Annotated in this window: 11 protein-coding genes; 3 read left to right on the top strand and 8 right to left on the bottom strand. The window is 51.9% G+C overall.

The window, feature by feature from the left end; genetic code table 11:
• Positions 1-466 precede the first annotated feature (466 nt).
• On the top strand, positions 467-1,828 hold the full coding sequence (gene lysC, locus NNO02_RS20465; RefSeq protein WP_271455592.1) for a lysine-sensitive aspartokinase 3: 1,362 nt from the start codon (positions 467-469) through the stop codon (positions 1,826-1,828).
• Positions 1,829-1,923: 95 nt separating this feature from the next.
• On the opposite strand, the gene ychH is transcribed toward lysC, so the two are convergent.
• Entirely contained in the window at positions 1,924-2,205 is a 282-nt protein-coding gene (gene ychH, locus NNO02_RS20470) for a stress-induced protein YchH (RefSeq protein ID WP_016153301.1), read from the bottom strand.
• 274 nt (positions 2,206-2,479) lie between these two features.
• Between ychH and pth the strand changes: the two genes are divergently transcribed.
• Both pth and ychF read left to right on the top strand, forming a co-directional pair.
• A complete protein-coding gene (pth, locus tag NNO02_RS20475; RefSeq protein ID WP_003020814.1) occupies positions 2,480-3,064 on the top strand; it encodes an aminoacyl-tRNA hydrolase in 585 nt (194 codons plus the stop codon).
• Between the two features lie 115 nt (positions 3,065-3,179).
• Positions 3,180-4,274 carry a redox-regulated ATPase YchF gene (gene ychF / locus NNO02_RS20480; RefSeq protein ID WP_005122324.1) on the top strand — a complete coding sequence of 365 codons (1,095 nt, stop codon included), beginning with the start codon at positions 3,180-3,182 and terminating at the stop codon, positions 4,272-4,274.
• 112 nt (positions 4,275-4,386) lie between these two features.
• Here the strand turns inward: ychF and NNO02_RS20485 are convergent, their stop codons facing one another.
• The 7 genes from NNO02_RS20485 to hutU form a co-directional block, all read right to left on the bottom strand.
• Complete coding sequence (locus NNO02_RS20485; protein ID WP_271455593.1) at positions 4,387-6,084, bottom strand: electron transfer flavoprotein-ubiquinone oxidoreductase; 1,698 nt, start codon at positions 6,082-6,084, stop codon at positions 4,387-4,389.
• Positions 6,085-6,126: 42 nt separating this feature from the next.
• On the bottom strand, positions 6,127-7,080 hold the full coding sequence (locus NNO02_RS20490) for an electron transfer flavoprotein subunit alpha/FixB family protein (RefSeq protein ID WP_271455594.1): 954 nt from the start codon (positions 7,078-7,080) through the stop codon (positions 6,127-6,129).
• Positions 7,081-7,098: 18 nt separating this feature from the next.
• The gene (locus NNO02_RS20495) at positions 7,099-7,857 is read right to left on the bottom strand and encodes an electron transfer flavoprotein subunit beta/FixA family protein (protein ID WP_271449245.1); all 759 of its coding nucleotides are present in this window, start codon (positions 7,855-7,857) and stop codon (positions 7,099-7,101) included.
• A gap of 34 nt (positions 7,858-7,891) precedes the next feature.
• Positions 7,892-9,328, bottom strand: coding sequence for a purine-cytosine permease family protein (locus NNO02_RS20500; protein ID WP_271455595.1), 1,437 nt, complete (start codon positions 9,326-9,328; stop codon positions 7,892-7,894).
• Positions 9,329-9,452: 124 nt separating this feature from the next.
• Positions 9,453-10,592 (bottom strand): acyl-CoA dehydrogenase family protein, encoded by a 1,140-nt coding sequence (locus tag NNO02_RS20505; RefSeq protein ID WP_271440900.1) that lies wholly within the window; start codon positions 10,590-10,592, stop codon positions 9,453-9,455.
• The gene (locus NNO02_RS20510) at positions 10,582-11,760 is read right to left on the bottom strand and encodes a CaiB/BaiF CoA transferase family protein (protein WP_271449242.1); all 1,179 of its coding nucleotides are present in this window, start codon (positions 11,758-11,760) and stop codon (positions 10,582-10,584) included. The genes NNO02_RS20505 and NNO02_RS20510 overlap by 11 nt, the downstream gene beginning before the upstream one ends.
• A gap of 74 nt (positions 11,761-11,834) precedes the next feature.
• On the bottom strand, positions 11,835-13,505 hold the full coding sequence (gene hutU / locus NNO02_RS20515) for a urocanate hydratase (RefSeq protein WP_271455596.1): 1,671 nt from the start codon (positions 13,503-13,505) through the stop codon (positions 11,835-11,837).
• Positions 13,506-13,623: the final 118 nt, after the last annotated feature.

Consider the following 13,623-nt stretch of genomic DNA (forward strand, 5'->3'; position numbering starts at 1 on the left):
ATTTAAAATTCAACGAGTAACACCTCACGCCATTGCAAAATTATAAATAATTATTGCCATTTGTTTTACCGTGTTATAGCCAAATGAAAAGAACGCGATGTAATGAAAACCACTTAATTTGCATGTCTTTGTTATTCTTTTACGTGTTTTTACCGTTAATAATGTAAGGATTTTCTCGTTACGACATGATTTTTCACTTATTTACCAATTGGCAGAATAAAAACATCGATCCATAAATATAAATCACTTACTATGGCGCGCTTATTTACAGGCTATGTAAATAAAAACTAATGCGCATCACCCGGTAACGCGTACAGGCAAAACCCGTTATCGACAACAGGAATGCTCCTGGGTTGTCATCAGAAATGTCCGCGGGCGGAAATTTCGTAAGGCGAACATCATTTCCCTTATGCCGAGAATGAAAATTTTCTAGCCATATTTTATGGCGCCCTGATATGAGATTGTTATGACTCGCATTTATTCACCCTTCATCGTTGCCAAATTTGGCGGCACCAGCGTCGCTAATTTTGACGCGATGAACCGAAGTGCCAGCATTGTTCTTGCTGATCACGATGTTCGTTTAGTCGTTTTGTCTGCTTCGGCAGGCGTCACAAACCTCCTGGTTGAGCTTTCTGAAGGACTGGAAATACATCAGCAATTAGATAAGCTTGAGACTTTACGCACCATCCAATACAACATTATTTCTCATCTGAAGCAGCCATCCGTTATCCGTAAGGAAATTGACAATCTTCTCGATAATATTAGTCGCCTGGCCCAGTCGGCGAACGTTTCGCCATCCGATGCGCTGAGCGATGAGTTGGTCAGTCACGGTGAACTAATGTCCTCTTTGCTATTCACCGAAGTATTACGTGAGCGGCACGCTGAAGCCGGGTGGTTCGATGCTCGTGCCGTCATGCGTACCAACTCAAACTACGGTTGCGCCGCCCCCGATCTCAGTGCCCTGCACCAGTTGGCACAGTCGCATTTACGCCCGCGCCTTGAGCACGCAATCATGGTCACTCAGGGATTTATCGGCCGTGATGTCAGCGGACACACCACAACGCTCGGGCGTGGCGGTAGTGATTACACTGCATCACTTCTCGGCGAAGCACTTGATGCTGCACGCGTGGATATCTGGACAGACGTTGCAGGGATTTACACAACCGATCCGCGAATTGCGCCGAAGGCCAAACGTATCGATCACATCTCATTTTCTGAGGCCAGCGATATGGCGGCCTACGGTGCGAAGGTACTCCACCCGGCGACGCTGCTACCGGCAATGCGCAAAGGGATCCCCGTCTTTGTCGGCTCGAGTAAGGACACTGCTGCCGGGGGCACACTGGTACACAACACCACCGATAACTCGCCCCGTTATCGTGCCCTCGCCGTGCGTCGTAAGCAGACGCTGCTACGGTTACACAGCCTGGAGACGCAGCCATCCAGTGCTTTTTTGGCGCAGATATTCGCCATCTTAGCGCGCCACGCAGTTTCAGCCGATTTGGTGACAACCTCTGAAAATTGTATTGCGCTGGCGCTGGATCCTACCCTTGCTACATCGGGTGAAGACCATACGCTGACCACGGCGCTATTCACCACATTGTCCTCACACTGTCGCGTGGAAGTGGAGACCGGGCTGGCGTTGATAACGTTGATCGGGAATCAACTAACTCAGGCAGCCGGCGTTTGCAAAGATGCGTTTACCTGGTTTGAGGAGCATGCGGTACGTATGATTTGTCATGGTGCATCGGACAATACACTTTGCATCCTGCTCCCTGCCGACACTGCGGACAGTGCGATCAAAGCGTTACATTACCGATTATTCGAATAATCCGCCCTGTATCATGCCCCTGAAAAAGCAAAGTCCTGGTTTTTTGACCAGGACTTCGTCGGCTATTATCTACCACCACTTGCTGTGGATGTCATTTAGTTATGACGATGCGTGGTATCACCGCGACGACAGCGTTTATCGTAATGACGAACCCACCAATAACGATCGCTGATTTGTTCATGTCCCCCGACGCGGGCACCCGCCAGCCAGAGAACACCGCCAACAAAAATACTGAGCACGGCACCATGTGCGAAAAACTGTGGCAGATTAAATTGCGGCAACTGGTTTAAAATAGAATAACCAACACCACCAACCATCACCACCAACCCTAAAGCCATGAGCACGTTACCGAGTAACGAAGCGTTTTTGCGTTTCATGTGTCACCTCCGGAACTTTGGGTTGTTACAGGGAATACCCCTAATCCTTATGTGTAAAGTATAGACAACACTGCCGTTCGCAAGTGCGCCTGTGATCACAAATACAAACACCCATGCAACAAAACTTTACAAATAACCTACTGAACACCCTCAATTTCCAATAGTCCATTCCTGCAATTATTCAGTTTTCGAGGCGGCGCACGCAGTTTTTTGTCAAGCGCGTCGGCAAACAGTAAACTACACGCCGGTTATAGACACACTCAGGACAAATTACGTGGCGATTAAATTGATTGTCGGCCTGGCGAACCCCGGCGCAGAGTATGCGGCAACGCGACATAATGCAGGCGCATGGTACGTCGATTTACTGGCAGAGAGACTCCGTGCGCCCCTGCGCGATGAGCCGAAGTTCTTCGGTTACACCTCCAGAGTCACGCTTGAAGGTGAAGATGTCCGCCTGCTGGTACCGACCACATTTATGAATCTGAGCGGCAAAGCCGTTGGCGCGATGGCCAGCTTTTATCGCATTAACCCTGATGAAATTCTGGTCGCCCACGATGAATTAGATCTGCCACCTGGCGTCGCCAAATTTAAGCTGGGTGGTGGTCATGGCGGACATAATGGCCTGAAAGACATCATCAGCAAGTTAGGCAATAACCCTAACTTTCATCGTTTACGCGTTGGAATCGGCCATCCGGGCGATAAAAATAAAGTTGTCGGTTTTGTTTTAGGCAAACCGCCTGTTTCAGAACAGAAGTTAATTGATGAAGCCATTGACGAAGCGGCACGTTGTACCGAGATTTTATTCAAAGATGGACTGACCAAAGCAACGAGCCGGTTACACACCTTTAAAGCGCAATAAGCAGCGATGTGCGGCATTTTTCTCGCGTGCTGTGTATAATAGGCAGAGTTATTTACATTTCTACAATCTGTTTTCCATAACAGGTTGAATATCAAAAGATTAAGGTGATTTAAACATGGGATTCAAATGCGGTATCGTCGGTTTGCCAAACGTAGGCAAATCCACCCTGTTCAACGCGCTCACAAAAGCGGGTATTGAAGCGGCAAACTTCCCGTTCTGTACTATCGAGCCGAACACGGGTGTTGTCCCGATGCCCGATCCTCGTCTGGATCAACTGGCCGAAATCGTCAAACCGCAGCGTATCCTGCCAACCACAATGGAATTTGTGGATATCGCGGGCCTGGTAAAAGGCGCATCCAAAGGTGAAGGCCTGGGTAACCAGTTCCTGACCAACATTCGTGAAACCGAAGCTATCGGTCACGTTGTTCGCTGCTTCGAAAACGACAACATTATCCACGTTAACAACAAAGTGGATCCCGCTGACGATATCGACGTGATCAACACCGAACTGGCGCTGTCCGACCTCGACACCTGTGAGCGTGCTATCCACCGCGTACAGAAGAAAGCCAAAGGCGGTGATAAAGACGCTAAAGCTGAACTGGCCGCGCTGGAAAAATGCCTGCCGCAGTTGGAAAACGCCGGTATGCTGCGTGCGCTGAAAAACCTGACTGACGAAGACAAGGCAGCAATCAAGTACCTGAGCTTCCTGACGCTGAAGCCAACCATGTATATCGCCAACGTGAACGAAGACGGTTTTGAAAACAACCCGTACCTCGATAAAGTTCGTGAAATCGCCGACGCTGAAGGCTCCGTCGTGGTCGCCGTTTGTGCCGCTGTTGAAGCTGACATCGCTGAACTCGACGATGCTGACCGTGACGAATTTATGGCTGAACTGGGTCTGGAAGAGCCTGGCCTGAACCGCGTTATCCGCGCAGGCTACGAACTGCTGAACCTGCAGACCTACTTCACCGCTGGCGTGAAAGAAGTTCGTGCGTGGACCATCCCTGTCGGCGCAACTGCCCCGCAGGCAGCCGGTAAGATCCACACCGACTTCGAGAAAGGCTTTATCCGCGCACAAACCATCGCATTTGAAGACTTCATCACCTATAAAGGTGAGCAAGGTGCGAAAGAAGCCGGCAAGATGCGTGCAGAAGGTAAAGATTACATCGTTAAAGATGGCGATGTGATGAACTTCCTGTTCAACGTCTAATCATTTCTGCTGTCTGATGAGGTTCCATAGAAGACCTCATCAGTCCAGAGGAACAAAATAACCACGCGATTGCGTGGTTTTTTGTGTCTCTGGTTTACTCACAGCAGCCGTATTACATCCCCTGATACAGTGGACCTTCTCCTCCCTGAGGAGCCGTCCAAGTGATATTTTGCGTTGGGTCTTTAATATCACAAGCCTTACAGTGCAGGCAGTTCTGCGCATTAATTTGCAGATGAGGTTGCTGCTCCAGCTCGACAATTTCATAGACACCCGCCGGACAGTAACGTGTCTCCGGGGCCGCGTACAACGGCAGATTTACCGTGAGCGGGATACGCTCATCTTTCAACCTCAGATGACAAGGCTGATCTTCTTCATGGTTAGTATTCGACAAAAACACCGATGAAGATCGGTCGAATGTCAGCACGCCGTCAGGCTTTGGATAGTTAATCTTCGCCTCGCTGGAAGCGGGTTTGAGTGCCTGATGATCGCTTTGTTTCAGTGCTAACGTCCACGGTGTATGGCCTTTCAATAACAGTTGTTCCGCACCAAATAAGAGAGAGCCTGTATACAGTCCCTTCTTCATATAGGGTTTAAAGTTACGCGTTTGGTATAGTTCGCGGTACAGCCAACTGTCCTGGAAGCCCTGCTGATAAACCGCGGCCAGAGTCGCTTCATCTGCCAGATATTGCCCCTGAGCCTGTGCGATGTCTAAAGCCTCGAGAGTCGCCCGGGCGGCCAACATTCCACTTTTAATGGCGCAGTGGCTGCCTTTGATTCGTGCGGCGTTTAAAAATCCAGCGTTATCGCCAAGAAGTGCCCCCCCTTTAAAGCTCAGTATCGGCAGTGAAGACAATCCTCCCGCAACCATCGTTCTGGCACCATAACTGAGGCGCGTCCCCTGTTGCAGATGCGCAGAAATGGCCGGATGCGTTTTCAAACGTTGAAACTCTTCAAACGGTGACAACCACGGATTACTGTAATTCAGCCCAACAACCAATCCCACCGCGACCAGGTTATCGCCATAATGGTAGACAAAGCCACCGCCGTAGGTTGCTGCACCCAACGGCCAACCGGCACAATGCACCACCAGCCCCGGTTGATGCTGCTCCGGGGGAACTTGCCACACTTCTTTCAACCCCAGTCCGTAGGTCTGGGGGGCGCTATCCCGGTCTAGTGTGAACTTCTCAATTACTGTTTTTCCTAGCTGCCCACGGCATCCTTCAGCAAAAAGCGTGGTTCTGGCGAGCAGGTTGATCCCTTGCTGATACTGCGCAGTCGGCTGACCTGATTTATCCAGCCCCATATCACCGGTAGCGACACCGATTACTGCACCCTGTTCATCATAAAGCACTTCAGTCCCCGTAAATCCGGCAAAGACTTCGACGCCCAGTTGTTCCGCCTGCTGGGCAAGGGTCTGGCACACCAGGCCAAGGCTCCCAATCACATTGCCATGATTTTTAAAGCATTCAGGTAAAAATATTTGCGGTACACGAATCTGCTTTTGGGCACCCAAAAACAAAAAACGATCTTCCGTCACTGGCGTTAGCGGTAATGACAGCTTTTGTTGCCAGCCCGGCAGCAGTTCATTCAATCCAACAGGATCAATGACCGCTCCGGACAATATATGTGCACCAATGCTGGCTCCTTTGTCGATCAGGCAAACGGAAAGCGTTTGCTGGCGCTGTGCCGCCAGTTGCTTCAGATGAATCGCCGCCGCCAGCCCCGATGGACCGCCCCCCACAATCAGGACATCAAACTCCATTGCCTCACGGATCTTTTGGGTGTCGAGCGCTGACCTGTCTGGATGCATATTTCCTCCTGAGAAAGAAAAAACGTTATGGGGCATGGCGGGTTACGCCAGCGCTTTCTCCAGCTCGGGTAAAATCTGGAACAGATCGCCTTCGATACCGTAATCTGCAATCTGGAAAATCGGCGCCTCTTTATCTTTATTAATGGCGACAATCAATTTGCTTTCTTTCATGCCCGCCAAATGTTGTATCGCACCGGAAATACCTACGGCGATATAGAGGTCGGGGGCAATAATTTTACCAGTCTGCCCTACCTGATAATCATTAGGCACAAAACCGGCGTCAACGGCGGCACGGGATGCGCCAATTGCTGCACCAAGCTTGTCGGCAATGGTCTCAATAAGTTGAAAATTCTCTTTCGCACTCAGTCCGCGCCCCCCCGAAATGACGATTTTTGAGGTACTCAGTTCCGGACGAGAAAACGGCGTAAGTGACTGACTCACATGGCGTGATAATGCCAGCGCGGCGGTTGGTTGTACCGGCGTTACCCGTACGTCATGCCCGGCATGCAGCGATGGCGTGAAGGCTGAGCCGCGCACGGTAATGACCAGTTGTCCGCCATTATTGCGCACCGTTTCCAGGGCATTACCTGCATAAATTGGACGCACAAACGTATTTGCATCGCAGACTTCGGTGATATCAGAAATTTGTGCGACATCCAGCATTGCCGCTAACCGCGGTGCGATATTTTTTCCGTATCCGGTCGCCGGTAAAAGTACATGGGTGAAATCAGTCACCAGGGGGACAACCGCTGCGCACACCTCTTCCGCCAGAAGGCTGGCGTAATGAGGTGCGTCACAAACCAGTATTTCAGTGACCCCACCGAGGGTTCGCGCGGCATCCACAACGTTTTGGCACTGATGGCCCACAATCAGCAAGTGAACCCTCCCCTCGCCGCCGGCAGCAATATGCTGCGCCGCGGTGAGGGTTGTCAGGGTGCTGCTTTTGAGCGTCTGATTATCGTGTTCGGCAATAACAAGAATTGATGTCTGACTCATTTCGGCATCCTCTGAGAATTAAATGGCTTTGTGTTCTTTTAGCACCGCAACCAGTTGGGCCGCATTTTCCAGCCATTGACAGCGGCTATTGCGTTTTTTCGGCTCGGTGATATTGAGGGTGGTTAACTGCTTCGAGGGTACAAAACCCATAGATGCCAATGAGATAATCTCCAGAGGTTTATTCTTCGCTTTCATAATATTCGGCAGGCTTGGGTAACGAGGTTGATTCAGGCGCAAATCGGCAGTTACCACCGCAGGCAATGCCAGGGAGAGCACCTCTAAACCACCGTCAATTTCCCGGGTGACAGTAATGCGTCCGTCGTCGGTCACATCCAGCGCCGATGCAAAGGTTGCCTGACTGCACGCCAGTAATCCGGCCAGCATTTGCCCGGTCTGGTTGGCGTCATTATCAATCGCTTGCTTGCCCAGCAGGATGAGCTGAGGTTCTAGCTGCGCGACAAGTCGCTGGAGTATTTTCGCGATGTCCAATGACCCGAATGTTGCTCCCTGCTCGGTTTCAACTAACAGCGCCTTGTCAGCACCTCGGGCCAGCGCATTGCGTAGCGTTTCCTGAGAAGAAAGATCCCCGACTGAAACAACAACAACTTCACTTGCTACGCCGGCTTCTTTCAGACGCACCGCCTCTTCCAGCGCAATTTCGTCAAAAGGGTTCATCGACATTTTGACGTTTTCCAGCTCAGCGCCGGTTCCATCAGCTTTGATGCGTATTTTGACGTTATGGTCGATAACACGTTTCACGCCCACTAAGATTTTCATTTCATATTCCTTCTGTTTTGTATGAGCGAGAAAACTAGCGCTCTTCAGGCAAAATCAGTGCCGGTGCGATAGAGGGCGGCCAGAACCGCGTAGCCACAAAATAGACCACCCCGGTTGCCAGCAGGCCAACAATCCAGGAGATATCAGTCCCGCCCAGGCTTTCAACGAGTGAGCCGGTATAAAAGCTGGTCGCGATAAACGGTAACTGGACGACAATACCGAACAGATAAGTGAGGATGCCGGTCATGTTCCAGCGACCATAGCGTCCGTTAGGATCAGAGAGTGCGGGCAAGTCATAGCGCCCTTTGGTGACGAGGTAGTAATCTACCAGGTTAATCGCACTCCACGGGGTGAAGAAGGCCAACAAAAATAACAAGAATGCGGTAAATAACTTCAGAAATTCATGCTGTCCTAACAAACCGATCAGCGTAGAGAACCCCACCATGAGAATGATGAAAAACAGACGCATACCGGGTGATACGTTATGTTTTCCACGGAAGCCGCTGACAATAGTGGCGAGTGACATAAAACTGCCGTAGGCATTCAGTGCAGTAATAGTGACCTTACCAAAGAAGATGCCGAGGAATAACAGACCGGCAATAACCCCTGTACTGCCAAGGCCGACGATGTAGGCAACTTCATGACCCGCAAACTGTTTCCCTGCGATTGCGGCAGCAAAAACCCCCAGCACCATGGATGCCTGAGTCCCCACGACGCTACCCAGTCCGACAGCGAAAAATGCTTTTACTGTAGACGTGTTGCTCGGTAAATAGCGCGAATAGTCGGCAACATAGGGACCAAACGCTATCTGCCATGATGCTGAAAGGGACATCGCCAGCAAGAAATTAGTCAGCGTAAAGTGACGATTTTCCAGCAATGTCTGGACATCATAGCCATAGAGAATTTTAAAAAAGAGGTAAAAGAAGATGACGATACCCACCACACTCGCCAGTTTCCCCAGCCCGTGGATCACGCGGTAACCGCAAACCGTAATGGTGATAATCACGACACCAAAAATCAGAATACCAAACCAGTCACTCACATTGACGAGCTGCGCAATGGCCTGGCCGGCGAGTACTGTCCCCCCCGCGGAAAAACCCACGTACATCATGCAGACCAGGATTATCGGCAACACTGCACCGTATACGCCAAACTGCACCCGGCTCGATATCATCTGTGGAAGACCCAATTTCGGTCCCTGTGCAGCATGGAGCGCCATCACTGCGCCACCGAGTACCTGTCCGACGAACAATCCAATCAGCGACCAGAACACATCACCGCCCAACACCACGGCCAATGCGCCGGTAACAATTGCTGTAATTTGCAGGTTTGCGCCAAACCACAGCGTAAACTGACTGAACAAACTGCCGTGTCGTTCAGCCTCAGGAATGTAGTCAATGGAGCGTGACTCAATTAGCGGAGCCACGGCTGCAGGCTTTACATGTTGTTGTGTACTGTCGTCAATGTTCATGATGCATGCTTCCTCACGTTATAGAACGAACCTGGAAATGGTGCTTTTACCCATCGAATTTCCAGGCCGGAACAGCCTGGAGCATGCAATCCCGCACGCACTTTGCCCTGCCGTTTGGTCATGCCTAACGGTTGTTCAGCAAGCTTCTTGAGATAATGATTTTTTGTATTTCCGACGTGCCTTCAAAGATGCGCAGGATGCGGGCATCCCGGACATAGCGTTCAAGGGGAAGATCGCGGATGTAACCATAGCCACCGTGTAACTGAAGTGCGGCATCCGTGACAAAACCGGCGCATTCAGCGGCAAACAATTTGGCGGTCGCTGAATCAAGGCTAAAACGTTGCCCGCTATCGCGCTTTTCCGCCGCTTGCCAGGTCAGCATCCGTGCCGCCTGTAACTGGGTATGCATATCCGCCAGTCGCCATTGCGTTCCCTGATAGGCCATCAATGGTTTCGGACCGATCTGTCTGTCATGCACCCACTGCAAACAACTCTCCATTGCCGCGCTGGCAATACCCAGTGACATTGCAGCAACTTCAACACGCCCACGATCAAGCACTTCCATCGCCGTTGCGAATCCCTGGCCTTCTTTACCCAGCAGCGCGGATTGAGGAAGCCAGCAATCTAAAGACAGTTCATAAATAGTACTGCCACGTAGCCCCATGGTTTTTTCCGGGCTGGAGAACACGACGCCGCCGGTGTCTTTCGGGATAATGAACGCACTGATACCGTTATGCCCCTCTGCCGGAGCCGTTTTCGCATACAGCACAATCAAGTCTGCTTCCCGGGCATTCGTGATGTAGTGTTTATTCCCCTGAATTCGCCATCCATCAGCCTCACGCTTTGCAACCGTTCGCATATCAGCGGGGTTTGAGCCAGCGGCAGGTTCCGTTAGCGCAAACGCCCCCAACAATTCCCCACTGGCTGCCCGCGGGAGCCAGTGCAGCTTTTGTTCTTCTGTCCCGCCAATCAGAATAGAGTCGGTGGCCAGGAAATGGGCGGTCAACGCAGAAGCGGTGGAGGCACAAGCGCCAGCAATCGCTTCTACCGCCTGGCTCATGGCGACGCTGCCCACCCCGAAGCCCCCATAGGCTTCGGGTAAGTTAATGCCCATGCAGCCGAGTTCGCCCAGTGCAGTAAGACTCTCCTGGCAGAAAGTCTCCGTTTCATCATAGTGCTGGGCGCGTGGTTGCAGGACATCCCGGGCGACGCTTGTCACCGCGTCGACAATCGCGCGCTCAGTTTCATTAATTTCAAAGCTCATGCACTGCTCCTGTTGGTAATGAGTGGGTATCTACACCATAGAGCGCGTTGGCTTCTCCTAGTGCCGGAGCCCTCTCGATCGCATGGGGTTTATGGCCATTGAAGAACACCGGTTGTACAACTAAAGGGTTGCTCTCATCAGATGGCTGAATCAGTAACTGGCGAGCCTGTGCATGTTCGCTTTGTGTCACCTGCTCCAGGTTATGAATCGGCGAAGCCGGAACACCTGCCTCCAGCAGGAGCTCGCAAAGATCGTCCACGCTAAATGTCATGCTCCAGCGCTCAATGGCTGCTTTTAATTGCTGCTCGTTTCGCGTACGGCTAATGTCATCAATGAAGCGGCTATCCGTTGCCAACGCGGGTTGCCCCATGCATTCGCACAACCGCGCATAAAGACGCTGACTGGCTACCGCGATCACCACCAGCCCATCTGCGGCCCGGTAGGTATCAAACGGCGTGGAAACAGGATGGCGATTGCCAATCAATCCCGGCGCTTTCCCGTGGGCAAACAAATTCGATAGCCCTGTTACCTGCATGCTGACCAACACGTCCAGCATGGCAACATCGATATATTGCGCCTCGGGATGATGTCGTTCGCGGGCAAATAACGCACTGCTGACAGCCCAGGCGGCGTAGATCCCGGCACAGACATCACCGAGAGATTCACCACTGCGTGTGGGGCCGCTTTGCGCAAATCCCGTCACGCTCATCAAGCCGGACATCGCCTGGGCGACAATGTCGTAAGCAGGATGTTTGGCCAACGGGCTGTGCTGGCCAAAACCTGAAATACTGGCGTAGATCAGCCGGTCGTTATACTTTTTAAGCGTGTCAAAATCGATCCCAAGGCGCTGCGTCACGCTCGGGCGAAAGTTCTCCACCACCACGTCCGCTTCTTCGACCAATTGATAGAAATGCTGCCGGTGCTCCGGACATTTAAAATCCAGTTCAATACTGCGCTTGCCGCGGTTAATCAGGCCGTAATAGACGCTTTCGCCCTTCACAAAGGGTCCAAGGTGGCGGCTATCATCACCGTGTCCAGGTGCTTCAATTTTAATAACCTCGGCACCGAGATCGGCCAGCATCGCCGTACAATAAGGGCCAGCCAGTACCCGACTCAGGTCGAGAACACGAACACCGCATAACGGCTGATAATGTGTTTGTTTGCTCATATCGCTGTGCATCCTGTGGGTTAGAGGCTTCCAGCGGACGTTTTATACTTCCGCCCAGACCGGGAAATACGTCACTATTTTTCCATTGGCAGGTTCAGCCCCTGCTCACGGGCGCAGCGTTGCGCTATTTCGTAGCCGGCATCAGCATGGCGCATCACGCCCGTAGCCGGATCGTTGTGCAGAACCCGCGCAATACGCTCAGCCGCTTCATCAGTGCCGTCACACACAATCACCATGCCTGAATGTTGCGAGAAGCCCATGCCGACGCCGCCGCCATGATGCAAAGAAACCCAGGTCGCGCCACTGGCTGTATTCAACAGCGCGTTGAGTAGCGGCCAGTCGGATACCGCATCAGAACCATCCTTCATTGCTTCCGTTTCACGGTTTGGGCTGGCAACAGAACCTGAGTCCAGGTGATCGCGGCCAATGACGATAGGCGCAGAGAGCGCACCACTACGGACCATTTCATTGAACGCCAGACCTAATTTGGCGCGTTGTCCGAGGCCAACCCAGCAGATACGTGACGGTAAGCCCTGGAAGCTGATACGTTCGCGAGCCATATCCAGCCACCGGTGCAAATGTTCGTCATCCGGGATGAGTTCTTTGACCATGGCGTCTGTTTTGTAAATGTCTTCCGGGTCGCCGGAGAGCGCCACCCAGCGGAAGGGACCAATCCCGCGACAGAACAGCGGACGAATATAGGCAGGGACAAATCCGGGGAAATCAAACGCGTTTGTCACCCCCATCTCCAGCGCCATCTGGCGGATGTTGTTGCCATAGTCAAAAACAGGAATCCCTTGTTTCTGGAACGCCAGCATCGCATTGACATGTTCGGCCATTGAGCGTTTGGCTGCCTGAACAACAACAGAAGGTTCAGTTTTCGCACGTGCTACATAATCGGACCACTGCCAACCCTGTGGTAAATAGCCATTCAATGGGTCATGCGCGCTGGTCTGGTCGGTGACTAAATCCGGACGCACGTTACGACGAACCAGTTCAGGAAGAATGTCGGCGGCGTTAGCACACAGCGCGATAGAAATTGCTTTGCCCTGTTCGGTGTAACGTTTGATGCGTGCCAACGCATCGTCAAGCGAGGTCGCCTGCTCATCGACATAGCGTGTCTTAAGGCGGAAATCGATGCGGCTTTGCTGGCACTCAATGTTCAGAGAACAAGCACCCGCAAGCGTTGCCGCCAGCGGTTGTGCTCCCCCCATTCCCCCCAGGCCCGCGGTGAGGATCCAGCGCCCCTTAAGGCTACCGTTGTAATGTTGGCGAGCGGCTTCAACGAAGGTTTCATAGGTACCCTGAACGATGCCCTGACTACCGATGTAGATCCAACTACCCGCAGTCATCTGGCCGTACATCGCCAGGCCCTTCGCATCAAGTTCGTTAAAGTATTCCCAGTTCGCCCAATGAGGAACAATGTTAGAGTTAGCGATCAGGACACGTGGCGCATGGCTGTGGGTTTTAAACACACCAACGGGCTTACCGGACTGGACCAGCAGTGTCTCATCATCGTTTAGCTGAGTCAGGGTTTCTACGATTTTGTCATAGCACTCCCAGTTACGTGCCGCACGCCCAATTCCGCCATATACCACGAGTTCATGTGGATTTTCAGCCACCTCCGGGTCGAGGTTATTCATCAGCATCCGTAGCGGAGCCTCGGTTAGCCAGCTCTTTGCCGTGAGTTTAGTCCCCCGGGAGGCGCGTACATCAACATGACGAATACGATTTTCAGCGGTCATAGCGATATCCTTAAGTGTTCGGATGAGTAAGGTCATCAACATCAGGTTGGCTCAACCCACATCGCTCAACACTTCCGCAACATGAGTAACATGTAATCAATATATACTTGTATATACA

This window comes from Citrobacter sp. Awk 2, from assembly GCF_028069815.1.
Lineage (GTDB): Bacteria > Pseudomonadota > Gammaproteobacteria > Enterobacterales > Enterobacteriaceae > Citrobacter.

What these genes read in the sequence shown, in the direction of transcription:
- lysC (WP_271455592.1), top strand. Translation starts at nt 467, where the DNA reads ATGACTCGCATTTATTCACCCTTCATCGTTGCCAAATTTGGCGGCACC.
- ychH (WP_016153301.1), bottom strand. Translation starts at nt 2,205, where the DNA reads ATGAAACGCAAAAACGCTTCGTTACTCGGTAACGTGCTCATGGCTTTA.
- ychF (WP_005122324.1), top strand. Translation starts at nt 3,180, where the DNA reads ATGGGATTCAAATGCGGTATCGTCGGTTTGCCAAACGTAGGCAAATCC.
- NNO02_RS20485 (WP_271455593.1), bottom strand. Translation starts at nt 6,084, where the DNA reads ATGCATCCAGACAGGTCAGCGCTCGACACCCAAAAGATCCGTGAGGCA.
- NNO02_RS20490 (WP_271455594.1), bottom strand. Translation starts at nt 7,080, where the DNA reads ATGAGTCAGACATCAATTCTTGTTATTGCCGAACACGATAATCAGACG.
- NNO02_RS20495 (WP_271449245.1), bottom strand. Translation starts at nt 7,857, where the DNA reads ATGAAAATCTTAGTGGGCGTGAAACGTGTTATCGACCATAACGTCAAA.
- NNO02_RS20500 (WP_271455595.1), bottom strand. Translation starts at nt 9,328, where the DNA reads ATGAACATTGACGACAGTACACAACAACATGTAAAGCCTGCAGCCGTG.
- NNO02_RS20505 (WP_271440900.1), bottom strand. Translation starts at nt 10,592, where the DNA reads ATGAGCTTTGAAATTAATGAAACTGAGCGCGCGATTGTCGACGCGGTG.
- NNO02_RS20510 (WP_271449242.1), bottom strand. Translation starts at nt 11,760, where the DNA reads ATGAGCAAACAAACACATTATCAGCCGTTATGCGGTGTTCGTGTTCTC.
- hutU (WP_271455596.1), bottom strand. Translation starts at nt 13,505, where the DNA reads ATGACCGCTGAAAATCGTATTCGTCATGTTGATGTACGCGCCTCCCGG.